General features: G+C 72.5%; 19 protein-coding genes and 1 other RNA gene. 9 read left to right on the top strand and 11 right to left on the bottom strand.

All coding sequences use genetic code 11. From position 1 onward, the window contains the following. Positions 1–53: 53 nt before the first annotated feature. The 5 genes from ftsE (at position 54) to QUG92_RS10165 (ending at position 3,789) form a co-directional block, all read left to right on the top strand. Positions 54–812, top strand: a complete 759-nt coding sequence (gene ftsE, locus QUG92_RS10185; RefSeq protein ID WP_083263579.1) for a cell division ATP-binding protein FtsE — start codon at positions 54–56, stop codon at positions 810–812. Further along, positions 809–1,723 (top strand): permease-like cell division protein FtsX, encoded by a 915-nt coding sequence (gene ftsX, locus QUG92_RS10180; protein WP_182047800.1) that lies wholly within the window; start codon positions 809–811, stop codon positions 1,721–1,723. The genes ftsE and ftsX overlap by 4 nt, the downstream gene beginning before the upstream one ends. A 116-nt stretch (positions 1,724–1,839) precedes the next feature. Further along, positions 1,840–2,316 (top strand): SsrA-binding protein SmpB, encoded by a 477-nt coding sequence (gene smpB, locus QUG92_RS10175; RefSeq protein WP_069710696.1) that lies wholly within the window; start codon positions 1,840–1,842, stop codon positions 2,314–2,316. 131 nt (positions 2,317–2,447) lie between these two features. Then, positions 2,448–2,825, top strand: a transfer-messenger RNA (tmRNA) gene (ssrA, locus tag QUG92_RS10170). Positions 2,826–3,000: 175 nt separating this feature from the next. Then, positions 3,001–3,789 (top strand): hypothetical protein, encoded by a 789-nt coding sequence (locus tag QUG92_RS10165; protein WP_289458924.1) that lies wholly within the window; start codon positions 3,001–3,003, stop codon positions 3,787–3,789. Between the two features lie 39 nt (positions 3,790–3,828). Here the strand turns inward: QUG92_RS10165 and QUG92_RS10160 are convergent, their stop codons facing one another. The 10 genes from QUG92_RS10160 to aroA form a co-directional block, all read right to left on the bottom strand. Further along, positions 3,829–5,133 carry an LLM class flavin-dependent oxidoreductase gene (locus tag QUG92_RS10160; RefSeq protein WP_289458923.1) on the bottom strand — a complete coding sequence of 435 codons (1,305 nt, stop codon included), beginning with the start codon at positions 5,131–5,133 and terminating at the stop codon, positions 3,829–3,831. Between the two features lie 2 nt (positions 5,134–5,135). Beyond that, positions 5,136–6,524, bottom strand: a complete 1,389-nt coding sequence (locus QUG92_RS10155; protein WP_289458922.1) for an O-acetylhomoserine aminocarboxypropyltransferase/cysteine synthase family protein — start codon at positions 6,522–6,524, stop codon at positions 5,136–5,138. 119 nt (positions 6,525–6,643) lie between these two features. After that, positions 6,644–7,357 (bottom strand): M50 family metallopeptidase, encoded by a 714-nt coding sequence (locus QUG92_RS10150; protein WP_083263581.1) that lies wholly within the window; start codon positions 7,355–7,357, stop codon positions 6,644–6,646. A gap of 64 nt (positions 7,358–7,421) precedes the next feature. Beyond that, the gene (locus QUG92_RS10145; RefSeq protein ID WP_262982029.1) at positions 7,422–7,553 is read right to left on the bottom strand and encodes a hypothetical protein; all 132 of its coding nucleotides are present in this window, start codon (positions 7,551–7,553) and stop codon (positions 7,422–7,424) included. After that, complete coding sequence (glmS, locus tag QUG92_RS10140; protein WP_289458921.1) at positions 7,535–9,367, bottom strand: glutamine--fructose-6-phosphate transaminase (isomerizing); 1,833 nt, start codon at positions 9,365–9,367, stop codon at positions 7,535–7,537. The genes QUG92_RS10145 and glmS overlap by 19 nt, the downstream gene beginning before the upstream one ends. A gap of 396 nt (positions 9,368–9,763) precedes the next feature. Next, on the bottom strand, positions 9,764–12,499 hold the full coding sequence (locus QUG92_RS10135) for a helix-turn-helix transcriptional regulator (RefSeq protein ID WP_289458920.1): 2,736 nt from the start codon (positions 12,497–12,499) through the stop codon (positions 9,764–9,766). Positions 12,500–13,020: 521 nt separating this feature from the next. Then, on the bottom strand, positions 13,021–13,812 hold the full coding sequence (locus QUG92_RS10130; RefSeq protein ID WP_289458919.1) for an inositol monophosphatase family protein: 792 nt from the start codon (positions 13,810–13,812) through the stop codon (positions 13,021–13,023). Positions 13,813–13,842: 30 nt separating this feature from the next. Further along, positions 13,843–14,973: a hypothetical protein gene (locus QUG92_RS10125; protein ID WP_289458918.1), complete on the bottom strand. Its 1,131-nt coding sequence runs from the start codon at positions 14,971–14,973 to the stop codon at positions 13,843–13,845. Between the two features lie 48 nt (positions 14,974–15,021). Then, positions 15,022–16,101, bottom strand: coding sequence for a ribosome small subunit-dependent GTPase A (gene rsgA, locus QUG92_RS10120; protein WP_289458916.1), 1,080 nt, complete (start codon positions 16,099–16,101; stop codon positions 15,022–15,024). A gap of 4 nt (positions 16,102–16,105) precedes the next feature. Further along, on the bottom strand, positions 16,106–17,461 hold the full coding sequence (gene aroA / locus QUG92_RS10115) for a 3-phosphoshikimate 1-carboxyvinyltransferase (protein WP_289458915.1): 1,356 nt from the start codon (positions 17,459–17,461) through the stop codon (positions 16,106–16,108). A 126-nt stretch (positions 17,462–17,587) separates the two neighbouring features. Here aroA and QUG92_RS10110 point away from each other — a divergent pair, with 126 nt between their 5' ends. From QUG92_RS10110 to QUG92_RS10100, 3 genes are read left to right on the top strand one after another with little or no spacing between them, the layout of a single operon-like run. After that, complete coding sequence (locus tag QUG92_RS10110) at positions 17,588–18,364, top strand: sigma-70 family RNA polymerase sigma factor (RefSeq protein ID WP_289458914.1); 777 nt, start codon at positions 17,588–17,590, stop codon at positions 18,362–18,364. Beyond that, positions 18,361–18,603, top strand: a complete 243-nt coding sequence (locus QUG92_RS10105; RefSeq protein WP_182047647.1) for a zf-HC2 domain-containing protein — start codon at positions 18,361–18,363, stop codon at positions 18,601–18,603. Before QUG92_RS10110 ends, QUG92_RS10105 begins: the two co-directional genes overlap by 4 nt. 55 nt (positions 18,604–18,658) lie before the next feature. Further along, a complete protein-coding gene (locus tag QUG92_RS10100; RefSeq protein ID WP_289458913.1) occupies positions 18,659–19,099 on the top strand; it encodes a GNAT family N-acetyltransferase in 441 nt (146 codons plus the stop codon). 99 nt (positions 19,100–19,198) lie between these two features. Here QUG92_RS10100 and QUG92_RS10095 read toward each other — a convergent pair whose 3' ends face one another. After that, positions 19,199–22,939: a multifunctional oxoglutarate decarboxylase/oxoglutarate dehydrogenase thiamine pyrophosphate-binding subunit/dihydrolipoyllysine-residue succinyltransferase subunit gene (locus QUG92_RS10095; protein ID WP_289458912.1), complete on the bottom strand. Its 3,741-nt coding sequence runs from the start codon at positions 22,937–22,939 to the stop codon at positions 19,199–19,201. A 209-nt stretch (positions 22,940–23,148) separates the two neighbouring features. On the opposite strand from QUG92_RS10095, the gene guaB1 reads away from it, so the two are divergent. Next, the gene (gene guaB1 / locus QUG92_RS10090) at positions 23,149–24,588 is read left to right on the top strand and encodes a GMP reductase (RefSeq protein WP_289458911.1); all 1,440 of its coding nucleotides are present in this window, start codon (positions 23,149–23,151) and stop codon (positions 24,586–24,588) included. Positions 24,589–24,660: the final 72 nt, after the last annotated feature.

The following is a 24,660-nucleotide window of genomic DNA, read 5'->3' as shown; positions in this document are numbered from 1 at the left end:
GAGCCGCGCGCCTCGGTTGACTTCCGACCGACCCGACCTACCCTGATCCGGTCATGATCAAATTCGACCAGGTCACCAAGGTCTACTCGGGCAACCCGAGTCCTGCGCTCGACGACCTCTCCCTCGAGATCCTCAAGGGTGAGTTCGTCTTCCTCGTCGGCGCATCCGGCTCCGGGAAGTCGAGCTTCCTGCGCCTCGTGCTCAAGGAGGAGAAGCCCTCCCGCGGCCAGATCCACGTGCTCGGGCAGCGCCTGGGCGCGCTGTCGTCGCGCAAGGTCCCGTACTTCCGCCGCAACCTCGGCGTGGTCTTCCAGGACTTCCGTCTCCTGCCGAACAAGAACGTCTTCGACAACGTGGCGTTCTCGCTCCAGGTGATCGGCAAGAGCAAGGGCTTCATCAGCGAGGCCGTGACGGACGTGCTCAAGCTCGTCGGTCTGGCCGGCAAGGCCACCCGCATGCCGCACGAGCTGTCCGGCGGCGAGCAGCAGCGCGTCGCGATCGCCCGCGCCGTCGTCAACAAGCCGGCGATCCTGCTGGCCGACGAGCCCACCGGCAACCTCGACCCGACGACCTCGGCGGGCATCATGGCGCTCCTCGAACGCATCAACCAGGGAGGCACCACCGTGCTCATGGCGACGCACGACGCCAGCATCGTCAACCAGATGCAGCGTCGGGTCATCGAGCTCTCGAACGGCACCGTCCTGCGCGACGAGCAGTCCGGCGGGTACCAGACGCAGGCCCTCCCCATCCAGCGCGGCTCCGGCGTCTCGAACACCACGGGCATCCAGACCATCCCGGGGCTCATCCGATGAGGCTCGGACTCGTCATGGCCGAGGTCGGCTCGGGCCTGCGGCGCAACGCGTCGATGGTCGTGTCGGTCGTCCTCGTCACCTTCATCTCGCTGACCTTCGTCGGCACGGCGATCCTGCTGCAGATGCAGATCAACCAGATGAAGGGCTACTGGTACGACCGGGCGCAGGTCGCCGTGTACCTGTGCACCGACACGGACACCACGGGCAACTGCACCGGCGCGAAGGCCACCGAGGACCAGCGCGACCAGGTCCAGGCACAGCTCGCGTCCTCGACCCTCAAGCCGTACATCGAGAAGACGTACTACGAGGACCAGGACCAGGCGTACGACCGGTTCAAGCAGCAGTTCAAGGACTCTCCGGCGACCGAGTTCGTCAAGCCCGAGTACCTCAACGAGACCTTCTGGGTGAACCTGAAGGACCCGTCGCAGGCCGACGTCCTCGTGGAGAGCCTGTCGAAGGTCGCCGGCGTGCAGAGCGTGGTCGACCAGCGCGGGTACCTGCAGCCGATCTTCAACCTGCTCAACGCGTCGTCGTACACGGCGATCGGCATCGCCTCGCTCATGCTCGTCGCCGCGGTCCTGCTCATCGCCACGACCATCCGCTTGTCGGCGTTCAGCCGACGGCGGGAGCTCGGCATCATGCGCCTGGTCGGCGCGTCGAACCGGTTCATCCAGACACCGTTCGTCCTCGAGGGCGTCATCGCCGCGGCGATCGGTGCCGTCCTGGCCGGCGGGGCGATCGTCGCCGTGGTGTGGTTCTTCGTCCGGAACTACCTGGCACAGCGCTTCTCCGGCACGGCGTTCATCGGCATGGGGGACGCGGCCGTCGTCGTGCCCGCGGTGATCGTCATCGGCGTGCTCCTGGCCGGAGTGTCGGCCTTCATCGCCATCCGCCGGTACCTGCGCGTCTGACCGGACACCTCGACCGCGGCGCGCCGGGAAGGTGCGCCGCGGTCGTCGTGTTCACTAGGCTGTAGGGCTGCGCACAGCAGCACCGGGGTCGGCCCCGGACACCGAAGGGAGCCATCATGGCGAAGGAACGCGGCGAGAAGATCGTGGCGACCAACCGTCGAGCGCGCCACGACTACCTCATCGAGGACACGTACGAGGCGGGCATGGTGCTCTCCGGCACCGAGGTGAAGTCCCTGCGCGAGGGGCGGGCGTCGCTGGTCGACGGCTACGCGTTCATCGACGCCGGCGAGGCCTGGCTCGATTCCGTGCACATCCCCGAGTACACCGAGGGGACGTGGAACAACCACGCTCCGCGACGGAAGCGCAAGCTGCTCCTGCACAAGCAGCAGATCGTCAAGATCTCGCACAAGACGGCGCAGGGCGGCTACACGCTCGTGCCGCTGCAGATCTACTTCCACGACGGGCGCGCCAAGGTCGAGATCGCGGTCGCGAAGGGCAAGCGCGAGTTCGACAAGCGGCAGGCGCTGCGCGAGAAGACCGACAAGCGCGAGGCCGAGCGCGCCATGCGGTCCCGGAACCGCCTCGGCGAGTGAGCGCGGCGGGGTGAGCCCTCGGCGAACACCGGTGGCATCGTCCAGCACACCCCGCTAGGCTGGGGTCCGCTCCTCACGGGGAGCGTTGGCAAATCAACAGCGTGACAGCGGTTCGCACGTCCGGCCCGTACGGGGATGATCGGTTTCGACATTGCCTGTGTGCCGACGGGAAGCGGGCCGAGGACCCACGGTCATCTCGTGAACGATCCGTGGAAAACAACAAGTGCCAATTCCAAGCGCACTGACTTCGCTCTCGCTGCGTAAGCAGCCCAGCACATGAAGTCCGTCGGCCAGGTGATCGTCTTCTAACCTGAGTTCCGGCGTCATCCAGAGGACTTGCTGCACGGTTGCGCCTCAGGGCCGTGCGGGACTTGCACTGGGACTGGGCCCGTCGTCCTAGAAGCCGGTAGCAAAGGACGGGGCCGAGCAGAACGCCTCATCCGGATACGCCCGTAGAAGACGTCGAACCGCAGCGATGGACGGGGGTTCGATTCCCCCCATCTCCACCATCGCCGGTCGTCGGACCGCTGTCACGCTGATCCTCGCGGGAGGTCCCCGCCTGAGCGCCCCGTCGCCGTCCCCTGGACGGCGACGGGGCGTTCGCTGTTCCTGCGGGTGTCGAGGACTACCGTTCGGTGCAGACGCGGGGCGAGCCCGCGTCGTTCCCGAACGAGAGGCCCACGCGTGGTGCAGGAGATCGCGATCCGAGTCCGTCTGCGAGAGCAGGACCGTCTGGGGCTGGCGGAGTACGAGCGGCTGGTCGGCTCCGTCGCGACCGTCGCCGCCGTGGTCGCGTGGCTGCCCACGCCCGACGAGCGGCTGGTGCTGCGTGGCCGGACCGCCGAGCCGGTGCGACTCGAGACGGTGTCGTACGGCGACGTCTTCGAGATGCTCGTCGTGCTCGACCAGGACTCCGCCGCGGTGGAGCGGGCGGCTGCGGCCGTCGCGGCACTCGTGGCCTCGGTGCGCGACGAGGCGGTCGCGGACGACGTCGCCGGCACCGCCGGGGAGCTCGACCGCCTCGACCGGTCCGCTCCGCGGGGGCGCTCCACGGTCGAGCGCTCGCTCCGCGCGTTCCTCGAGGGAGCGCGCGCGGACGTCCTGGCGCGCCGGACCACCACGAAGGTCCGCGCGGCGCAGGCGCTGCTGCGGCTCGCCGAGGACGGCGCCGAGCTGGTGGTCGAGCGGGTCGAGGACGCGCTGGCGCCCGTCGTCGAGGAGCAGCCCGTCGAGGTGCTCGCGGACTCCGGGAGCGCCGTGGTGGTCGAGCCCGTCGACGGTCTCGCACCCTCCGGTGTGCGTGCTCCCCGTGCGGAGGAGCAGCACGACGAGGCGCAGCCCGACGAGGAGAAGTCCGACAAGAAGAAGAAGGCCGACGCGAAGAAGAAGGACAAGAAGAAGGACAAGAAGAAGTCGGACAAGAAGAAGTCGGACAAGAAGAAGGACAAGAAGAAGTCCGACAAGAAGCAGTGAGCCCGAGCGCGGAGAAGCGGGTGCGGGTGCGGCTGCGGGTCAGAAGTCGAACAGGTTCGCCCGCAGGCCCCCGTCGCCGTACTCGCGGCGGAGGAGCCCGCGACGCCGGAGCGCCGGCACCAGGTCGCCCGTCATCCGGTACACCTGCGCCGGGTGCAGGTCACCGGACAGGATGAAGCCGTCGTTGTCGGCGTCCGCGCCGAGCTCCTCCGCGAAGTCCGCGAACTCCTCGGCCGTCCCGACGAAGCCCTCGTGCGCGCTGATCCGACCGAGCCGGGCCTTCCGCGTGAGGAGCTCGCGGAGCGGCGCGTCCGGGGTGTCCCCGACCAGCCCGCGGATCGTCCCGGCGGACACGTGGTCGCCGAAGGTACCGGCCGGGATCGGCGCGTCGAGGTCGAGGGCGAGCAGGTCGGTCTCCGAGTCGCTCGACCACGCGACGGCCGCGGCGCGCAGGTCGTCGTCGGACGGGTGTCGTGACGCCTCGACGATCCGGTCGGCCTCCTCGACGGAGGGCACCAGCACGGGCTTCAGCACGAACAGCACGCGGAGATCGCCGGCGCTCCGCCCAGCGTCCGCCGCGGCCGTCAGGACCTTCTCACGGTAGGAGCGGACCGCGGCGGCCGTCAGCGGTGCCAGCGCGAGCTGGACGTCCGAGTGCGTGCCGGCGAAGCCCAGGCCGCGGCCCGAGCCACCGGGGGAGACGACGACCGGGTCGGCGTCGAGCGGCAGCGCGTTGAGCGGGCCGTCCGCGGTGAAGTACGCGCCCTCGTGGTGGAACGCGTCGAGGGCGTCGCCGTCGGCGAAGTGCCAGTCGGCGGGGTCGCCGACGTACCCGTCGCCCCACGAGCGCCAGAGCCGACGGAGCAGGGTGATCCACTCCTCGGCGCGGTCGTACGCGGCGTCGTGGGGGAGCGGGGCCGCACCGACGTGCCGGGCGCTCCCCGTGTCCGTGACGACGTTGAGTCCGAACCGGTCCGAGGACAGGTGCGCGAGCGTCGCCGCCTGCCGGGCGGCGAGGTACGGGGGCGTGATGCCCGCGTTCACGGTCGGCGCGATGCCGATGTGCTGCGTCGCCGCGAAGAGGTACGGCGCGAGGAGCAGCGGGTCGTGCTTCGGGCCGCCGTACGCCTGCCGGATGCGCAGGTCGAGGGTCGCCGGGCTGCCGAGCGAGATCGCGTCCTCGGCGATGACGAGGTCCATGCCGGCGTCCTCGAGCGCACGCACGGACTGCTGGTACAGGGCCGGCTTCGTCCAGTCGTGGCCCCAGTCCCAGTCGGCCCGACCCCACGCCTGCGGGCCGAAGCCCCGCGAGAAGAAGTAGCCGAAGTGCTGCAGGTCGCCCATGCTCAGACCTCCTCGACCACGACGTGGCCCTGCGGGTCCGTGTGTGCGAGGGAGGCGACCTCCGAGGCGGGGGCGGGGCGTGCCTCCCGGCCGGTGACGGCGCGCGCTGCGGCGAGGCCGCGCTCGAGGTCGCGGAGCAGGTCGGCGACGTCCTCGATGCCGATCGACAGGCGGACCAGCCCGTCGCCGATCCCGAGGTCCGCCCGCTCGGCCGCGGTGCGCCCGGCGTGCGTCGTGGTCGCCGGGTGGAGCACGAGCGAGCGGACGTCGCCGAGGTGGGTCATCCGGCTGAACAGCTCGACCGCGTCGATGAACGCGCGAGCCGCGGGCTCGCCACCGGCGAGCGTGAACGCGAAGACGGAGCCGGCCCCGCGGGGCAGGTAGCGCTGGGCGAGGTCGTGGTACGGACTGGAGGCGAGACCCGCGTGGTCGACGCTCGTCACCTCCGGCTGCTGCTCCAGGAAGGACGCGACGGCCAGCGCGTTCGCGCTGTGGCGCTCGACGCGCAGCGACAGGGTCTCGATGCCCTGGCGGAGCAGGAACGCGTTGAACGGCGACGGCGACGGGCCAATCCGGGACGCGACGACGTCGCGGGCGTAGACCACGAAGGCCCGGCTGCCGTACCGCTCGACGTAGCTCTGTCCGCCGAGGGCCCGGTCCGGTGTCGTGAGGTGCGCGAAGCGCTCCGGGTGGCGGGACCAGTCGAACCGGCCGCCGTCGACGACGAGCCCGCCGAGGCCGGCACCGTGCCCGGAGAGGAACTTCGAGGCGGAGTGCACGACGACGTCGGCGCCGTGCTCGACCGGCCGGACGAGGTACGGCGTCGCCAGGGTGTTGTCGACGACGAGCGGCACCCCGGCCCGGTGCGCGGTGTCGGCGACCCCGGTGATGTCGAGGACGTCGTTCTTCGGGTTCGGGATCGTCTCGGCGAAGAAGAGCTTCGTGTTCGGTCGGACCGCGCGCGCCCACGCGTCGAGGTCGCGCTGGTCGGCGACGAAGTCGACCTCGATGCCGAGGCGTGCGAGGTTCTGCAGGAGCAGGCCCTTGGTGCCCTCGTAGATGCTCCGGGCGCTCACCACGTGGTCGCCGGCCTCGAGCAGCCCGAGCAGCGCGACCGTCACAGCGGCCTGGCCGCTGCCGACGAGGATCGCCTCGGGGCTCCGCTCCAGCAGGGCGACGCGGCGCTCGACGTCGGCGTTCGTCGGGTTGCCGAGCCGGGTGTACGTGTACCCGTCGTCGGTGCCGGCGAAGCGGTCGCGGGCCTGCTCGAAGTCCTCGAAGAGGAACCCGGACGACATGTGGATCGCGGGCACCCGTGCACCGTGCGCGGTGTCGGGCAGGAAGCCGCCGTGCACCTGTTCGGTCGCGAAGCCGTGGCCGTCGTCCGTCATGGTCCCCTCCTGGTGTCCTGGGTCGTGCGGGTACTCTCGCAGCCCGCGCGACGGCGTGCCGTTGTGCGGCGTCCGGTTACGTCCGCGGGTGCCCCCGCTCGCGCAGCGACGGCGGTGCGTCAGACCAGCGCGCGCACCCCGGCCGCGACGGTGTCCCAGGTCGCCAGCAGCGGCTCGCGAGCGAGCCAGACCACGACGCCGTTCACCGCGACGAACAGCACGAACCAGAGCACGGCCGGCACCCGCATCTCGGCGGCGGCGATGTGGAAGTCCGTCTGCACGCGTGCCCCCGTGGCGAGCCACCGGGCGACGTGCACGAGCGACCGGAGCCCGTCGACCACGAACGCCGCACCGACCGCGGCGACGACGAGCACGGTCGCCTCCGACGGGCGGAGCGCGACCCACAGCGCGAGCGCGTCGAACCCGACGACCACGAGCAGCCCGAACCAGTTCCGGACGAACGCCAGGGCGACGAGCCCGACGACCGCGAGCACCGCGACCGGCAGCCACCGCGAGCCCTCGAGCACCCCGGTCACGAGCAGGACGCCCGCCCAGAGCGGGGCGCTGTACCCGGCGAACAGGTTGAGGACCCGGACGAGCCAGCGGATGCCGCCGGGCACCCTGCCGAGGCGTACCCAGGCCTCGCCGGAGCCGTCGGGGTGCAGGTCGATGCGGTCGATGCGACCGCCGAACGGCACGACGACGACGCAGTGACCGACCTCGTGCACGATCGTCGCGGCGATCCGCGCGACCCGGCCGAGCAGGGGGACGAACGGCAGGACGGCGCCGACCAGGACGGCGACGAACACGAGGGGCGGGGCTGCTGCGGTCAAGGCACCAGGATCGCAGGCCCCGACGGGGAGACGTCTGGGCGTGCACCCGCCGGCCCGTGGTCGTCTAGGTGATGGCGTCGACGACCACGAGCACCACGACCACGACGGTCGCGACGATCGCGAGGCCCGCCAGCACGGCGAGGAACACCGTGAGCTTGTTGGTGTGCGTGTGCCTGGCTATTCGACCGTCACCCACTTCGCGAGGTTGCGGGGCTTGTCCACGTCGCAGCCGAGCTGCAGCGCGAGTTCGCGGGCGAGCATCTGGAGCGGCACGACGGCCTCGATCGGACCCCACGGTGCGGTCGAGCGTCCCCACGCCAGGTCGGCGGCGTCGGTGCGTCGGGGGAGCGCCGGCAGGTCGGTGCCCTCGCCGCCGACGGTGACGACGAAGCCGCCCCGCGCCCGTACCTCGGCGACCGCCCACTGCAGGCGCGGGTCACCGTGGTCGACGACGACGACCGGGGTGCCCTCGTCGACGAGGGCGAGCGGGCCGTGCTTCAGCTCGCCGGCCGGGTACGCCTCGGCCCAGCGGTAGCTCAGGACCTCGAGCTTCAGCGCTCCCTCCGCCGCGTAGGGGAGTCCGGGTCCGCGGCCGAGGAAGAGGAACCCGGGGGCGTCCCGCACCGTGGTCGCGAGCAGGGGCACCCGGTCGGCGGCGACGGCCGCGGCCGTGGCCATCCGCTCGGGCAGCTCCGCCAGCTCGTCGACGAGGGCGGCCGCACGGCTCGCCTCGAGCCGACCCGAGGCGACGAGGGCGGACACCACGGCGGTGACCCCGACCAGGACCTGGGCCGTGAAGGTCTTCGTCGCGGCGACGCCGACCTCCGGTCCCGCGTGGCAGTCGAGGACGGCGTCGGCCCGCCGGGCCAGGGACGAGTGCACGTTGTTCGTCAGCGCGAGCACCGGGTGCCGCTCGTCGAGCCGGTCGAGCGCGCGGAGGACGTCGGCGGTCTCGCCGGACTGGCTGATGGCGACCACGAGCGTCCCCGGCGCGAGGACCACGTGGTCCACCTCGCTCGCGACGACGATGTCCGTGGGGACGCCGCCGAGCGTGCGGAGCGTGCCCGCGATGACCTGCCCGGCGTGCAGGGACGTCCCGCACGCGACGACCGCCAACCGGTCGAACGGCGGCAGGCCGAGCCCGACCCAGGTGCTGCCGTCCGCGGTCCGCCGTCGGACCCGGTCGAGCAGCGCCGCGACGACCTCCGGCTGCTCGCCGATCTCCTTCGCCATGTGGTCCGGGTGGTCGCCGAGCTCGAGCGCACTCGGCGCGAACGGCGAGGCGGTCGGGAACGGCACCGGTACCGCGACGCCCTCCGACGACCAGCTCCACGCCTCGCCGAGCTCCACGACGTCGCCGTCGCGCAGCGGGACGAAGGTCTCGCACCACTCCGCGATGGCACCGACGTCGCTCGACACGAAGTCACCGCGGTCGGACCGTGCGACGACGAGCGGGGAACGGTCCGCCGCGGCGACCATCCGGCCGTCCCGGGCGTCGAGGACGACGATCGCCCACGACCCCTCGAGCTGCGCGACCGCGATGTGGACGGCCAGGAGGAGGTCGGGGTCGACGCCCAGGGCCCGCTCGACGAGGTGCGCGATCACCTCGGAGTCGACGTCGGACCGGAACACGTGCCCCTGCCGCTCGAGGGTGGCACGGAGCTGGTGGGCGTTGTCGATGGTCCCGTTGTGCACGATGCTGATGCGCCCCGAGCAGTCGGCGTGCGGGTGCGCGTTCTCCTCGCGCACGGCACCGTCCGTGGCCCAGCGCGTGTGCCCGATGCCGACACCGGAACGGGCGTCGGACGCGGGGGCGGCGTCGGCGCGCGCGGCGACCAGCGCACGGAGGTCGCCGACGCGGGACACCGAGCGGACCGTCTCGAGCTTCCCGGACGCCGTCCGCACGGCGATGCCGACCGAGTCGTACCCCCGGTACTCCAGGCGCTCGAGACCGTCGAGCAGGAAGGGGGTCGCGTCGTCACTGACACGGGCCGCGATGATGCCGCACATCTGGTGTCCGTTCGGGTGGGGACCGCGGGGTCGGTCGAGGGGAGCGGCACCGACCGCCGTCGGGTCTGCCGCGTGTCCGGGACCGTCGGCCGTGTCCGTCCGCGGATCAGGCGGGGACGGACCCGGGACGACGGTTCGGGTACCGGACGTTCGGGGTGCGGGCTGGCCCTCCGGGGAGGGCACGGCGGTCGGTGCAGGAGAAGCCTCACCCGGCGCCACCGTCGCGACAACACCCGCCGCCCGCTCTTGCGGTTCACCGCCGTCGCGGTGCGACGCGGCGGCGGACGGTGCGGTCTCCCGCAACCCGGCACCGGGGCGGACGCCCTCCACCACGCGACGGGAGGCCCGGTGCCAGCCGGCACCGGGCCTCCCGTCGCGTGGTCGGGTCGCGACCGGTCAGGTGAGCAGCGCCACCAGGTGGGAGCGCGAGCGTGCACCCACCTTGCGGTAGATCTGCGTCAGCCGGAGCTCGACCGTCCGCTGCGACATGAAGAGCGACGACGCGATCTCCCGGTTGCGGTAGCCCTCGGTCACCTTCTGCACCACGGCACGTTCCTCGGCCGTCAGCGACGTGAGCACCGCCGACGCGTCCGGAGCGCTCCGCGGCGTCCCGGGGACCGGCGCGGACGGCGTCGGGCCGGAACGGAGCGAGGTCGGCACGCCGAACGACGGCATCGCGGCCGGGGCCTGGGGCGTCGCCAGCGGGCGCCGGAGCCCCGCTGCCTCGTAGGCCGCCGCGGCGGCGGCACCGAGCCGCGGACGCTCCGCGACGGTGCCGACGACCGCCAGCGCGGCGAACGTGCGCGCGCGCTCGTACTGCGAGTCGTGCGGCTGGAACAGTTCCAGCGCCCGACGCCGTGCGGTCTCGCGGGTGGTGTCGTCGGCGACGAGCGCCAGGCTCCGTGCGAGCACCAGGGCACCCCAGCGCGACGGTCGTGCGTGGTGGTCGGCCGCGAGCCGGGCCGTCGCCGAACGGGCGTCGTCGATCCGGCCGGAGCGGACGTACCCCTCGACGAGGTCCCCGAGGTGCCGGAGCACCGCCGGGTTCCGCAGGGACCGACCGACCGCGTCGGCCGCCTCGAGTGCCACGACGGCCTCCTCGACCCTGCCGTCGAGCAGGAGCACCCGACCGCGCAGCGCGTGCAGCTTGGCCGTCGTGCCCCAGAGGAGCGCCGTCGAGCGGAGTGCCAGGCACCGGTCGACGACCTCGAGCGCCTCGTACGAACGTCCCTCGGCGAAGTGCCGCCACGCGATCGCGACGACCCGCGAGGGCTCCCGGACACGCTGGGCGGCCCCGGCACCGGCCTCCCACGCGTCCACCGCGCGGAGGGCCTGCCGGAAGTTGCCCGACCGCAGCTCGTTCTCCGCCGTCAGGTACCGGGCTCCCTCGGCCCAGACGGTCTGCGTGTCCTGGCTGCGGGCCAGCACGAGGGCGAAGACCCGCCGGGCGCTGCGGGCGCGCTCGGCGATGCTCAGGGCGTGCGCCACCAGGAGCAGGGCGGGGTCCGACATCGCGAGGAGCCGCGCGGTCGCGAGTCCGTCGTACAGCTCGGTGTCGGCCGGCAGGGTGCCGTCGACCGCGGCCACCAGGCACTGCACGGCGCCCGCGATCTCCGCGGTGTGCGGGGTCAGCACCGGTCCGAGCTGCTCCACGCGGGCGAGGAGGTCCCTGGCCTGCTCGAGGTCCCACGTCTCCGCGCGGAAGCTCGCGACCATCGCCAGGAGTCCGGCGACGGCGGGGGCTTCGGGTGCTCCCGCCGCGACGGGGACGAGCAGCTCGTCCGCGTGGACGGTCTCGCCGCGCAGGTACTGGACCGAGTACAGCAGCCGGAGCCGCCGCACCTCGTCCTCCTGGCGCCGGAACGGACGGATGGCGGCGAGGTAGCGCGCCGCCAGGCCCAGCAGGCGCTGCGCGAGCATCGCCTCGGCGACGCGGAGCAGCGCGGCGCGCTCGTCCTCGCAGCCCGAGCCGACGTGCAGGGCACGCTCCGCCAGGGCGACCGCGGCGTGCGGCGCACCGTCGGCGACGTGTGCCGCGGCGGCCTCGAGCAGCGCGACCGAGTCGGGCACGTCGTCGACGAAGCTGCGGTGCCAGGCGGCGGCACGGGGGTCGACGTCGGCGCTCGCCGAGGCGAGCTCGGTGTGCAGGGACCGGCGGGACCGCGCGGTCATGCGCCAGTACAGCGCCGACCGGACGAGCGGGTCGCGGACGGTCGCGGACTGTCCGCGGACCACCACGAGCCCCGCGTCGGCGAGGTCGTCGAGGGCGTCGCGGTCCCACCCGGTGGTCCGGGCCACCGGCACGAGTGCGAGCCGGGCGAGGACGTCCAGATCACGTCCCGCGTCGGCGCCGTCGGTCCGCGTGCCACCGGCGGCGACACCGTCGAGACGCTCGAGCGTCGACGCGGCGATCGCCTCGGTCGTCGCGGTCGGGCGCAGCGGCAGCACGAGCGGCTCCGCTCCGGTGAGCTGCGCGTGGCTCAGCGCCTCGAACTGCTCACGGAGCACCCCGGGGTTGCCCCCGGTGGCGTCGGCGAGGATCGCGAGGACCCCGTCGTTGGCGCCCTCGGGCGCCATGCTCCTGGCGAGGACGAGTGCGTCGTCGGCCGCGAGCGGCTCGAGGCGCAGCATCGGCAGCGCGGCGAGCGGGCTGCCGGACGGCACCGAGCGCACCGTGGCCACCAGGCGGAGCGCGGTGCCGGCGAGCCGACCGGCGAGGAACGCGATGAGCTCCTGGCTGTCCTCGTCCATCCGGTCGAGGTCGTCGATGAGGACGACCGTCGGCGGGAGGGTCAGGGTCTGCACGGCCTCGAGGAAGTCGTGCGCGGCTGCCAGACCGGACGGCGCACCGGTCCCGGCAGCGCCCGCCTGCAGCAGGTGGGCGATGTGGGCGGTGGCTCGGGGGTCGTCGAGCGCGGTGAACAGGGAGGTCACGCCGGCCAGGGGCCAACGGGACTCGCTCCCGTTGACACCGACCCGCACGACGGGGAGGGGGACGCGGTCGGCGACCGCGTCGAGGACGCTGCTGCGCCCGGAACCAGGGTCGCCGACGACGACCATCGCGGACTCACGAGGGAGTGCTGCGAGGGTCGTGATCCGGTCGACCTCGAGACGGCGACCGGTGAGTGCCATGACTCACCGGCCTCCGGGTCCGGGGACGGGACGTACGGAGGGCGTCCGGTCGACGGCACGGCGGGTGACCGTGGCGACGGACGGGGTCCGGTCGTCGGCACGGCGGGTGACCGGTGCGACGGACGGACGCGAGGCGGCGACGGAGCGCGCACCAGGGCTGTCGGTGAGATAACGCGGACGACGAGTGAGGGTGCACTCGGTTCCGCCTGGGAACGATGAAGTCATCGTCTGGACCACCCCTCGGGTTAGGGTTTTTCGGACGAAACGCACGACCCGCGGGACGGAGCCCGGATCTAGGGAATCCGGGCGACTCCCACCGGTCGCCTGTGAGCACGATAACAAAGGCGACGAACGGCCTCGACCGGTCCGTAAGCACGTTGTCCGACGGGCGTGTCCCCAGTCCGGGGGGTGCATGCCCCCCGGGACACCCCCCGTGCCCCCGGACGGGGGGTCTCACGGGGATGGGTGGCTCGTCGAGGGGGACAAGCGGGGTACACCGCCGGTGCTCGGCGCGGAACGGTTCAGGCGTCCGAGCGGCGGATGACCTCGACCACGGCGTCGTGCACCAGGCCGTTCGTGGCGAGTGCGCTGCCGTGCCAGGGCCCGGGGTCGCCGTCGAGCGAGGTGAAGCGGCCGCCGGCCTCCTCGACGATCGGCACGAGCGCGGCGATGTCCCACGGCTTGAGGTCCGGCTCGCCCGCGACGTCGAGGACCCCCTCGGCGACGAGCATGTACGACCACATGTCGCCGTAGGCCCGCGTCCGCCAGACCTTCCGGGACAGCGCGACGAGGGTGTCGAGCCGGTCGTCCTCGTCCCACTGCTGGATGCTGTTGTAGCTGAGGCTCGCGTCGGCGAGCTCCGCGACGCCGGAGACGCGCAACGGACCGTCGGTGGAGTGCGCGCCGAGGCCCTCCGCCGCCCACCAGCGCTTGCCGAGGGCCGGGGCGCTGACGACGCCGAGCACCGGTCGTCCGTCGACGGCGAGGGCGATCAGCGTCGCCCACACGGGCACGCCCCGCAGGTAGTTCGCGGTCCCGTCGATCGGGTCGACGACCCACTGCCGGTGACCCTCGCTGACGGCGTCCGCGCCGGTGTCCGCCGTCGTCTCCTCGCCGAGGAAGGCGTCGTCGGGCCGCTCGGCGGCGAGCCGCTCGCGGAGCGCCCGCTCGACCGCCTGGTCGGCGTCGGTGACGTGCGTGCTGTCGGCCTTCGTCGACACGTGCAGGTCGGCGGCGCGGAACCGCTCGAGGCTGATCGCGTCGGCGGTGTCGGCGAGCGAGCGGGCGAAGTCCAGGTCGGCGCTGAGGTCCACGGAGGCCAGGCTAGCGGCTCGGCCCGGCGGCTAGGCGGCCACGACCTCCTCCTCCTCGAGCCGGGTGACCGCGCGCTCGCGGGCGAGCCGCGTGCGTCGGGCGGCGAGCCCGTGCACGAGGACGCCGAGCAGCACGGCGACGACGAGCCAGAGCGCCAGGACGACCAGCGGGCGGGCGAGCGACGCCGCCGGGAAGTACACGAGGTCCTGCGCCGCGGCGAGCCACGCGGCACCGCTCCAGAACGTGTTGAGCGCCGCGAAGAAGCCGGGCTGGAACGCCGGCTGGAAGATGCCGCCCGAGCTCGTGAAGTTGAGCATCACGAACAGCATCGTGAGGATCGGCGTCGTCCACCGCCCGAGCAGCGGGTGCAGTCCGACGCCGAGCGCGATGATCACGGCGTCGTAGAGCCAGGCGACGAGGAAGACCTCCCACCGGTGCGACGGGACGACCCCGTAGAGCGGACCGGCGACCACGACGCCGATGCCGGCGACCACCGCAGCCGTGGCGGCGCCGACGACCACGGTCCAGAGCGCACGGAGCCGGGCGGCCGCGGCGGCCACCGCGATGGCCGAGGCGTAGCCGCCGACGCTCAGGCCGACGAGCAGGAAGAACAGGCCCTGGCCGGTGGTGTCCTCGCTGCCCGTGGGCACGACGTCCTCGACCGTGAACGGCAGGTGCTGCTCGTATGCGATCGGCAGGAACGCCTTCTCGGCCGCCGACGCCGTGGTCTCGCTCGCCGCGGTCGAGACGTAGAGCGTCGCACCGGACGTGCCGGGTGCGTACACGGCGGCGAGGTCGCGGTCCCGCACGGCGCGCTCGGCCGCGGTCGTGGTCGGGACCACGTGGGCGACGAGCCCGCCGTCCGACTCGTCGGTGACGGTCTGGGCGAACACCTGCGCCGTGGGGCCCTGACCGACGATGCCGACGGGGAGCTCGTGCGGGGTGGGGGCGTGGAACGCGCCGAGGTAGGCGAGGGTCATCCCGACCGCGAGGAAGAGCGGGACGAGGACGTGCGACCCGAACGACCGGAGCGTGCTGCCGAGGTGCTCCGGCCGGAGGACCGCGGGCGTCCGGGCGCCGTGGCGGTCCGCACGCACGGCGTGGTCGGCGTGGTGGGGGTGCGGCACGCGCGCATTGTTGTTCTCTGCAACTTCAGGCACGGGGAGCAACGGTACACCCGCCGCGCCCGCGACCCACCCGCCGAGGGCTCAGTCGGTCCCGGGGTCCTCGCCGCCCATGCCCGTCAGGAGCGCCCGGAACGAGTCGAGGCGCTCGACGCCCGTCGGGCCGAGCTCGCCGTCCTGCACGCGGTCGACGATCTCCCAGTCGTGCGCCTGGTCGAGCGGGATGCCGTCGGCCGGCTCGCGGACGGGGACGGCGTGCGCGGCGAAGGCGCGGAACACGTTCGCCGGCTCGACGTGCCCGAGGCCGAACGAGCGGACGCCCGGGGTGTCGATGATCCACCCGCCGTCGCGGACCCGCAGGGCGATCGACGACGACGAGGTGTGGCGCCCGCGGCCGGTCACCGCGTTCACGACGCCCGTCGCGCGGGTGGACCCGGTGATCGCGTTCACGAGGGTGGACTTGCCGACGCCCGAGTGGCCGACCGTGACGGTGACCTTGCCGTCGAGCACCTCGTGCAGGGCGTCGAACGGCACGTCGTCGGACCGGCTCGTCACGATCCGCAGGTCGAGGCACGCGAAGTGCGCGAGGAAGTCGGTCGGGTCCGCGAGGTCGGTCTTCGTGATGCAGAGGACCGGGTCGAGCCCCGCGTCGAACGCCGCGACGAGGTACCGGTCGATCAGTCGCGTGCGCGGTTCGGGATCGGCCGCGGCGACGACGACGAGCATCTGGTCGGCGTTCGCCACGATGACGCGCTCGACCTCGTCGGTGTCGTCCGCGCTGCGGCGGAGCAGCGTCGAACGCTCCGCGACCCTGACGATCCGCGCGAGCGAGCCGGGGTCGCCGGACACGTCGCCGACGAGGGAGACGTGGTCACCCGTGACGACCGACTTCTTGCCGAGCTCGCGCGCCTTCGTCGCGGTGATGACCCGCTCGCCGGCCGCGTCCGACCCCGCGCCCTCCGTCACGAGGACGCCGAAGCGCCCGCGGTCGACGTTCGTCACCCAGCCGACCGGGGCGTCGTCGTGGGTCGGCCGGACCTTCGTGCGCGGGCGGTTGCCCTTCGGGTTCGGCCGGATGCGCACCTTCGACTCGTACTGCCCGTACTGCCCGTACGGCTCGTCCTCGTCGGTGTCGTCGCCGTCGACGTCGTCCCACCAGCTCACGGTCTCACGCCCCCTTCGTGCCGGTCGCCACGAGGTCCGCCCACAGGTCCGGGAACTGCGGCAGCGTCTTCGCCGTGCAGCCGACGTCGTCGACGGCGACGCCGTCGACGACGAGGCCCACGAGGGCCCCCGCGGTCGCCATCCGGTGGTCGTCGTACGCGGCCCAGTCGCCGCCGTGGAGGCGAGCGGGCGTGATCCGCAGGCCGTCGTCGAGTTCCTGCACCGAGCCTCCCGACCGGTTCACGTCCGCCGCGAGCGCGGCGAGCCGGTCCGTCTCGTGGCCGCGCAGGTGCCCGATCCCGGTGATCTCGCTCGGTCCGTCGGCCAGCGCCGACAGCGCGACCAGCGCGGGGGCGAGCTCGCCCCCGCGGGTCAGGTCGAGCGTGACACCCGGCAGGGGGGCCCCACCCGCCACCCCGACGCCGCCGTCGAACACCAGGTCGTCACCGTCACGCGTCACGGTCGCCCCCCACAGCGGCAGGAGCGTCTCGAGGTCGGCGCCGACCTGCGTGGTCGCGGTCGGCCACGTGCGGATGCGGACCGTGCCGCCCGCCACGAGCGCGGCCGCCGCGAACGGCGCCGCGTTCGACAGGTCCGGCTCGATCGTGACGTCACGGGCGGCGATCGGCCCGGGGTGCACGACCCACTCGCCGACGGCCGGCTGGTCGACGCGGACACCGCGGGCACGGAGCACCTCGACGGTCATGTCGATGTGGGGCAGGCTCGGCAGGCGGTCGCCGACGTGCGTGAGGTGCAGGCCCTCGTCGAACCGCGGTGCCGAGAGGAGCAGGCCGGAGACGAACTGCGACGAGGCCGACGCGTCGATCGTCAGCCGACCGCCCCGCACCGAGCCGGTGCCGGTGAACGAGAAGGGCATCGCGCTGTCGCCGTCGTCCGTGACGTCCACGCCGAGGTCGGCGAGGGCACCGATGACCGCACCCATCGGACGCTTCCGGGCGTACGGGTCGCCGTCGACGGTGACCGGGCCGGTGGCCAGCGCGGCGAGCGGCGGGAGGAAGCGCATCACGGTGCCGGCGAGGCCGCAGTCCACCGCGACGTCGCCGTGCAGCGGCGCCGGCGTGATCCGGAGGTCGGGGCCGTAGGGGTTCGGCTGCGTGCCCGCCGGCTCGACCTCCTCGATGCCGACGCCGAGCTGCCGCAGCGCCGCGACCATGAGCGCGGAGTCGCGCGAGTGCAGGGGGAGCCGGATCGTCGAGGGGCCGTCCGCGAGGGCGGCGAGCACGAGCTCCCGGTTCGTCAGCGACTTCGAGCCGGGCAGGGCGACGTCGCCGTGCAGCGGCCCGCGTGCGCGGGGTGCGATCCACGGATCAGGGTGGTGGGAATGCGTCGACTCGGCCATCGGTTCACCAGGGTACTGAACGCAGCGGGAGGACCATTGGCGACAGCGACCCTGGAACGCACACGGACGGCTCTGCCGCCCGTGCGGACGACGCTCGACGGCCGACCCGGCCTAGACTCGACCGTGATGACGACCGACGAACCGCAGGCAGCACCGCACGACCTGGTCGAGGAGACCGAGGCCCAGCTCGACGCGGTGTCCGAGGGGGCGGATCTCGACGGCACCGAGCCCGAGCCGGCCGACGAGAAGACGGTGTCCGAGGCCGAGCTCCGCTCCCTGTTCGAGGACCAGGCGCTCCCGTTCATGGACCAGCTGTACGGCGCCGCGATGCGGATGACGCGCAACCCGGCCGACGCGTCCGACCTCGTGCAGGAGACCTTCGTCAAGGCGTACGCCGCGTTCCGGCAGTTCCGCCAGGGCACGAACCTCAAGGCGTGGCTGTACCGGATCCTCACGAACACGTTCATCAACACGTACCGGAAGAACCAGCGGAACCCCTACCAGGGCACCATCGACGAGCTCGAGGACTGGCAGCTGGGCGGCGCGGAGAGCGTCACGCAGTCGATCTCCGCGCGCTCCGCGGAGGCCGATGCGATCGACCACCTGCCGTCGTCCGCCGTGAAGGACGCGCTGCAGTCGATCCCCGAGGACTTCCGGATGGCCGTGTACTTCGCGGACGTCGAGGGCTTCTCCTACCAGGAGATCGCCGACATCATGAAGACCCCCGTGGGGACGGTCATGAGCCGTCTCCACCGTGGTCGCCGGCTCCTCCGGGGGCTCCTGGCGGACCACGCACGCGAGACCGGCATCGTCCCGGACGCAGCGTCGACGGCGACGATGCGTGGACGCGGCCGGAAGACACCTGCGACCGCTGGTCGCACCGACGGGAAGGACGCACGATGAGCGGCTGCGACTGCTCGAAGGCCAAGGCCGAGCTCGAGGAGTTCCTCCACGACGAGCTCCGGGGCGCCGACGCCGCGGACATCCGCGAGCACATGGAGACCTGCGAGGACTGCACGAGCGAGCACCGCGTCGGCGTCGTCCTCATGGAGACCGTGAAGCGTGCCTGCAGGGAGACCGCGCCGGACCAGCTCCGGTCGGAGATCCTGGCGCGCATCCGCGTGGAGCAGGCGACCCACTAGCCGTCGCGGGCGCACGGGTCGTCACACGGACGGTGCCGTCGTTAGGGTCGGCCCCATGACCCTCACCGCCGAGTCGATCACCACCTGGTCCGACACGGACGTCGCCGACGTCACCGCCCTCGTCCGCCTGCTCGGGCACGTCGTCGACGAGCCCGCCATGCGCGCACGGCTCGAGCGGCTGGTCCCGGAGGCGGGACACCGCACGTGGCTCGTCCGTGGTGCCGACGGTCGCGCGGTCGCGGTGGCGGGCGCGCAGGTGACGTGGTCCTACGCCAGCGATGAACCGACGGCGCAGCTCCTGCTGCTCGTCGTGGACCCGGCTGCCAGGAGGGACGGCACCGGTTCGGCGCTCATCGACGTCTTCGAGACGTGGGCCGCCGCGCAGGGAGCACACCGTCTCAGCGCGGTGTCGGCCGCCGCGACCGACAGCGCGCACCGGTTCTACCAGAAGCGCGGCTACCACGAGTCGGGCGTCCGGTACACGAAGCTCCGGTAGTCGGAACGGACGACGCGCCCCGTTGCCACGGGGCGCGTCGTCCGTTCCGGGGCGCTGCTGCGCCTCGTCTGTCTCGTCTGGCTCGTCTGGTGCGCTCGGTCAGCCGAGCGCCTTGCGGACGACGTCCGACGCCTCCTGCGCGGAACGCTTCGACGACCCGGTCGCCGGCGCGGCACTCGCGGGGCGTGCGGCCACCGAGAGCGGCCGACCATCCAGGTGCGGCGACAGATTCATGCAGACGTACGGCCAGGCACCCTGGTTCTCCGGCTCCTCCTGCGCCCACACGACCTCGGCCTGCGGGTACCCGGCGAGCACGTCGAGGAGCTGACCGAGGGGGAGCGGCGCGAGCTGCTCGAGCCGGACGAGGGCGACGTCGGTCGCACCGGACTTGTCGAGCTCGGCACGCAGGTCGTGGTGCACCTTGCCCGAGTGCAGGACGACGCGGCGCACGGCGCCCCGGTCGACCACGCGGTCGTCGTCGAGGACCTCCTGGAACGTGCCGCCGGTGAACGCCTCGACCGGGCTCGTGGCCTGGCGCAGGCGGAGCATCGCCTTCGGGGTGAACACGACGAGCGGTTTCTGCGGCCGCGCCCACGCCTGACGGCGCAGCAGGTGGAACCACGACGCCGGCGTCGACGGACGCGCGACGATCATGTTGTCCTCGGCACAGAGCTGCAGGTAGCGCTCGATGCGGGCCGACGAGTGGTCCGGCCCCTGGCCCTCGTAGCCGTGCGGGAGCAGGAGCACCAGGCCGGAGCGCTGGCCCCACTTCTGCTCGGCGGACGAGATGAACTCGTCGATGATCGTCTGCGCGCCGTTCGCGAAGTCGCCGAACTGCGCCTCCCAGAGCACCAGGGCCTCGGGACGCTCGACCGAGTAGCCGTACTCGAAGCCCATGGCCGCGTACTCGCTGAGCAGCGAGTCGTAGATGTAGAGCCGGGCCTGGTCCTCGGCGACGTTCGCCAGCGGCAGCCACTCCTGACCGTTGATCCGGTCGTGGAACACCGCCTGGCGCTGCACGAAGGTGCCACGCCGGGCGTCCTGGCCGGCGAGCCGCACGGGCTTGCCCTCGACGAGCACCGAACCGATCGCCATGAGCTCGGCCATCGCCCAGTCGATGCCGCCCGAGCGGGTCATCTCCGTGCGCTTGGTGAGCAGCTGCTGCAGCTTCGGGTGGATCGAGAACCCGGCGGGCGGGTTGCTGTGCGCGTCGCCGATGGCCCGGACGAGCTCCTCGGGGATCGCGGTCTCGTGCACCTCGACCTCGGTGTCGTCGCGCTGGGCACTCGGACGCTCGAGGCCGTCGACCGCACCGTCGTCGTCGGTGGTGATCACCGGCATCGTCCCGGTCTGCGCCTCGTGCGTCTCGGCGAACGCGCGCTCCAGGCGGTCCTGGAAGTCGCGGTGGGCCTCGTCGTACTCCTCCTGCGTGATGTCACCGCGGCCGACGAGGGCCTCGGTGTACAGCGTGCGGACCGAGCGCTTCGCCTCGATGAGGTTGTACATGAGCGGCTGCGTCATCGACGGGTCGTCGCCCTCGTTGTGCCCGCGGCGGCGGTAGCAGATGAGGTCGATGACGACGTCGCGGTGGAACTCCTCGCGGTAGGCGAAGGCGAGCTCGGCCACGCGGGCCACGGCCTCCGGGTCGTCCCCGTTGACGTGGAAGATCGGCGCCTGGATGGTCTTGGCGACGTCGGTCGAGTACACCGAGCTGCGGGCCGACTCCGGCGGCGTGGTGAAGCCGACCTGGTTGTTGATGACCAGGTGCACCGTGCCGCCCGTGCGGTACCCGCGGAGCTGCGACATCTGCAGGGTCTCGACCACGACGCCCTGGCCGGCCATCGCCGCATCGCCGTGCACGAGCACCGGCAGCACGCCGAAGGTGCCGGGCGGGGTGCGGTCCTGCTTGGCGCGGACGATGCCCTCGAGCACGCCGTCCACGGCCTCGAGGTGCGACGGGTTCGCCGCGATCGTCACCGGGATGCTCGACCCGTCGGAGGCGCGGAAGACGCCCTCGGTGCCGACGTGGTACTTCACGTCGCCCGACCCCTGGCCCGACACCGAGCCCGGCAGGGACGACCCCTCGAACTCGCGGAAGATCTGTCCGTACGTCTTGCCGGCGATGTTCGTCAGCACGTTGAGGCGGCCGCGGTGGGCCATGCCGATCGCGACCTCGTCGAGCCCGGCGGCGGACGCCTGCTGGATGAGCGTGTCGAGGAACGCGATGGTCGACTCGCCGCCCTCGAGCGAGAAGCGCTTCTGGCCGACGTACTTCGTCTGCAGGAACGTCTCGAAGGCCTCGGCCTCGTTGAGCTTGCCGAGCACCCGCAGCTGCTCGTCCTTCGACGGCTTCGAGTAGGGGACCTCGATGTGGCCCTGCACCCAGCGGCGCTGCTCCGGGTCCTGGATGTGCATGTACTCGACGCCGACGGTCCGGCAGTACGCGTCGCGGAGGATGCCGAGCACGTCGCGCAGCGGCGCGTTCGTGGTGCCGGCCAGGCCACCGGTGACGAACTCGCGGTCGAGGTCCCAGAACGTCAGCCCGTGGTTCTCGATCTCGAGGTCCGGGTGCGTGCGCTGGCGGTACTCGAGCGGGTCGATGTCCGCCATGAGGTGCCCGCGGACCCGGTAGCTGTTGATGAGTTCCTGGACGCGCGACGTCTTGTTGACGCGGTGGGCGAGGTCGACGTTGATGTCGTTCGCCCACTGGATCGGCTTGTAGGGGATGCGCAGCGCCGAGAAGATGCCCTCGTAGAAGCCGTGCTCGCCGATCAGGCGCTCGTGCACCTTCTTGAGGTACTCGCCCGACCCGGCGCCCTGGATGACGCGGTGGTCGTAGGTGCTGGTCAGCGTGATGGTCTTGCCGACGCCGAGCTCGACGAGCGTCTTCGTCGCCGAGCCCTGGAACTGCGCCGGGTACTCGAGCGCCCCGGCGCCGATGATCGAGCCCTGGCCCTTCGTCAGGCGGGGGACCGAGTGCACGGTGCCGATGCCGCCCGGGTTCGTCAGCGAGATCGTGGTGCCCTGGAAGTCGGCCGGCGTGAGCTTGTTGTCACGGGCGCGCTTGACGAGGTCCTCGTAGGCGGAGAGGAACTGCCCGAACGTCAGGGTCTCGGCACGCTTGATGCTCGGCACGAGGAGCGAGCGGGTGCCGTCCTTCTTCGGGACGTCGATCGCGATGCCGAGGTTCACGTGCGCGGGCGTGACGACGAAGGGCTTGCCGTCGCGCTCCTCGTAGGAGACGTTCTGGCTCGGGAAGTCCTTGAGCGCCTCGACCATCGCCCAGCCGATCAGGTGCGTGAACGAGATCTTGCCGCCGCGGGCCCGACGCAGGTGGTTGTTGACGACGATCCGGTTGTCGATCATCAGCTTCGCGGGGATGGTCCGCACGCTCGTCGCGGTCGGCACCGTGAGCGAGGCGTCCATGTTCGACGCGAGGGTCTTCGCCATGCCCCGCAGCGGGGTCGCGACGTCCTCGTGGGTCTCCTCGTGGTCGTCCGCGGCGTCGTTCGCCTCGGCCGGGATCGGCTGCGGCGTCGGCTGGCGGGACGTGGTCCGCGCCTGGATCGACCCGGCGGGCTTCGCCTCGGCCGGGGCGTCACCGGTCGCAGGCTGCTGCGTGGTCGACTGCGTCTGCGTGGTCGACTGCGACTGCGGAGCCGACGCGGCTGCCGGGGTGCCGGCGGTCTGGGAGCGGTGGTAGCTCTCGAGGACCGGCCACCAGGACTCGTCCACGGAGTGCTTGTCGGCGACGTACTGCTCGTACAGCTCGTCGACGAGCCACTCGTTCGCCCCGAATTCGCCCGCGGTCTCGTCCGTACCCGTCGTCTGGCTCGACACAGCCGATCGCCCACTCTCCGTCGATAGATGCTCGTGTGTGTCGTGCGGGCAGCCCTGCCGCGCACTGGACGCCAGCCTAGCCGCTCGGCCGTGACCGTTCGGTGACCGTCGACGCGTGCCGCCGGTCCCGTCGTCGTCCGCGCGTGTCGCCCGCCGACGCCCGCGGATCGACGGCTGCCGGGGATCGCCGGAGCCGTACAGTTGAGGGCATGAGGTTCTACAAGACGCGGCCGACGCACGACCTGACCTACTCCGACGTCTTCCTCGTCCCGAGCCGCTCCGGCGTGACGAGCCGTTTCGACGTGGACCTCGCCACGAACGACGGCACGGGAGCGACGATCCCGATCGTCAGCGCCAACATGAACTCGGTGACCGGACCGCGCCTCGCCGCCACCCTCGCCCGTCGCGGCGGACTGGGCGTGCTGCCGCAGGACATGCACCTGCAGGACCTCGCCGCCGCCATCCGGTGGGTCAAGGAGCAGCCGGTCGACTTTGACACCGCCTACGACATGGGCGCCGACACCACGGTGTCCGAGGCGCTCGAGCAGCTGCTGCCGGTCGCCGGTCGCGGGGTCGTCGTGCGCGACGCGGCGGGGGAGTACCTCGGCTGCGTCCCGGCCGCCCGCCTCGGCACCGCCGGTGCGGACGCCGTGCTCGGGGACCTGCTGCACGGTGCGTCCACCGCGATCGACGCGGACGACGCCGGCACCGCGCGGCACGTGTACGACGTGCTCTCGGCGGCCGAGGTCGACTTCGCCCCGGTGGTGCGCCACGGCCGGGTCGTCGGCACCACGAGCCAGACGAGCGCGATCCGCTCGGACATCTACACGCCCGCCGTCGACGGCGAGGGACGCCTCCGCGTCGCGGCCGCGGTCGGCATCAACGGCGACGTCGCCGCGAAGGCGGAGGCCCTCGCCGCGGCCGGCGTCGACGTCCTCGTCCTCGACACCGCGCACGGCCACCAGGAGGGCATGCTCCGCGCCCTCCGCACGGTGTCCGCGCTCGGCCTCGGCCTGCCGATCGTGGCCGGGAACGTCGTCACCGCGGACGCCGTGGCACACCTCGTCGACGCCGGCGCGAGCATCATCAAGGTCGGTGTCGGCCCCGGCGCCATGTGCACGACGCGCATGATGACCGCGGTCGGGCGCCCGCAGTTCTCCGCCGTGCTCGAGACCGCGGCGGCCGCACGGTCGCTCGGCGCGCACGTGTGGGCCGACGGTGGCGTGCGCTACCCGCGCGACGTCGCACTCGCCCTGGCCGCCGGCGCCTCGGCGGTGATGATCGGCTCGTGGTTCGCCGGCACGCTCGAGGCGCCCGGGGTGCTCCGCCGCGACTCCGCGGGCAAGGCGTACAAGGAGAGCTGGGGCATGGCGTCCGCGAAGGCCGTGCGCGAGCGCTTCGAGCGGCTCGACCCGTACGAGCGGGCGCGCAAGGCGCTCTTCGCCGAGGGCATCTCGTCGTCGACGATCTACCTCGACCCGGAGCGCCCGAGCGTCGAGGACCTGCTCGACATGATCACCACGGGCATCCGCAGCTCGGCGACGTACGCCGGCGCCTCGTCGCTGCACGAGTTCGCCGAGCGCGCGCTGGTCGGCATCCAGTCGGCCGCCGGCTACGAGGAGGGCAAGCCGCTCCCCGTGAGCTGGTAGCGCTGCCGCAGAACGCGACCAGCAGACGGACGGGAGGCGCGGTGCCAGCTGGCACCGCGCCTCCCGTTCTCC

It is taken from the genome of Curtobacterium citri, from assembly GCF_030362955.1.
GTDB classification, from domain to species: Bacteria; Actinomycetota; Actinomycetes; order Actinomycetales; family Microbacteriaceae; genus Curtobacterium; species Curtobacterium citri.
Note: the sequence above shows the minus strand (reverse complement) of the source record. Positions and strands in the feature narration are given on the sequence as shown.

Coding starts and splice junctions, on each gene's coding strand:
- ftsE (WP_083263579.1), top strand. CDS start 54: ATGATCAAATTCGACCAGGTCACCAAGGTCTACTCGGGCAACCCGAGT.
- ftsX (WP_182047800.1), top strand. CDS start 809: ATGAGGCTCGGACTCGTCATGGCCGAGGTCGGCTCGGGCCTGCGGCGC.
- smpB (WP_069710696.1), top strand. CDS start 1,840: ATGGCGAAGGAACGCGGCGAGAAGATCGTGGCGACCAACCGTCGAGCG.
- QUG92_RS10160 (WP_289458923.1), bottom strand. CDS start 5,133: ATGGGCGACCTGCAGCACTTCGGCTACTTCTTCTCGCGGGGCTTCGGC.
- QUG92_RS10155 (WP_289458922.1), bottom strand. CDS start 6,524: ATGACGGACGACGGCCACGGCTTCGCGACCGAACAGGTGCACGGCGGC.
- glmS (WP_289458921.1), bottom strand. CDS start 9,367: ATGTGCGGCATCATCGCGGCCCGTGTCAGTGACGACGCGACCCCCTTC.
- QUG92_RS10135 (WP_289458920.1), bottom strand. CDS start 12,499: ATGGCACTCACCGGTCGCCGTCTCGAGGTCGACCGGATCACGACCCTC.
- aroA (WP_289458915.1), bottom strand. CDS start 17,461: ATGGCCGAGTCGACGCATTCCCACCACCCTGATCCGTGGATCGCACCC.
- QUG92_RS10110 (WP_289458914.1), top strand. CDS start 17,588: ATGACGACCGACGAACCGCAGGCAGCACCGCACGACCTGGTCGAGGAG.
- QUG92_RS10105 (WP_182047647.1), top strand. CDS start 18,361: ATGAGCGGCTGCGACTGCTCGAAGGCCAAGGCCGAGCTCGAGGAGTTC.
- QUG92_RS10100 (WP_289458913.1), top strand. CDS start 18,659: ATGACCCTCACCGCCGAGTCGATCACCACCTGGTCCGACACGGACGTC.
- guaB1 (WP_289458911.1), top strand. CDS start 23,149: ATGAGGTTCTACAAGACGCGGCCGACGCACGACCTGACCTACTCCGAC.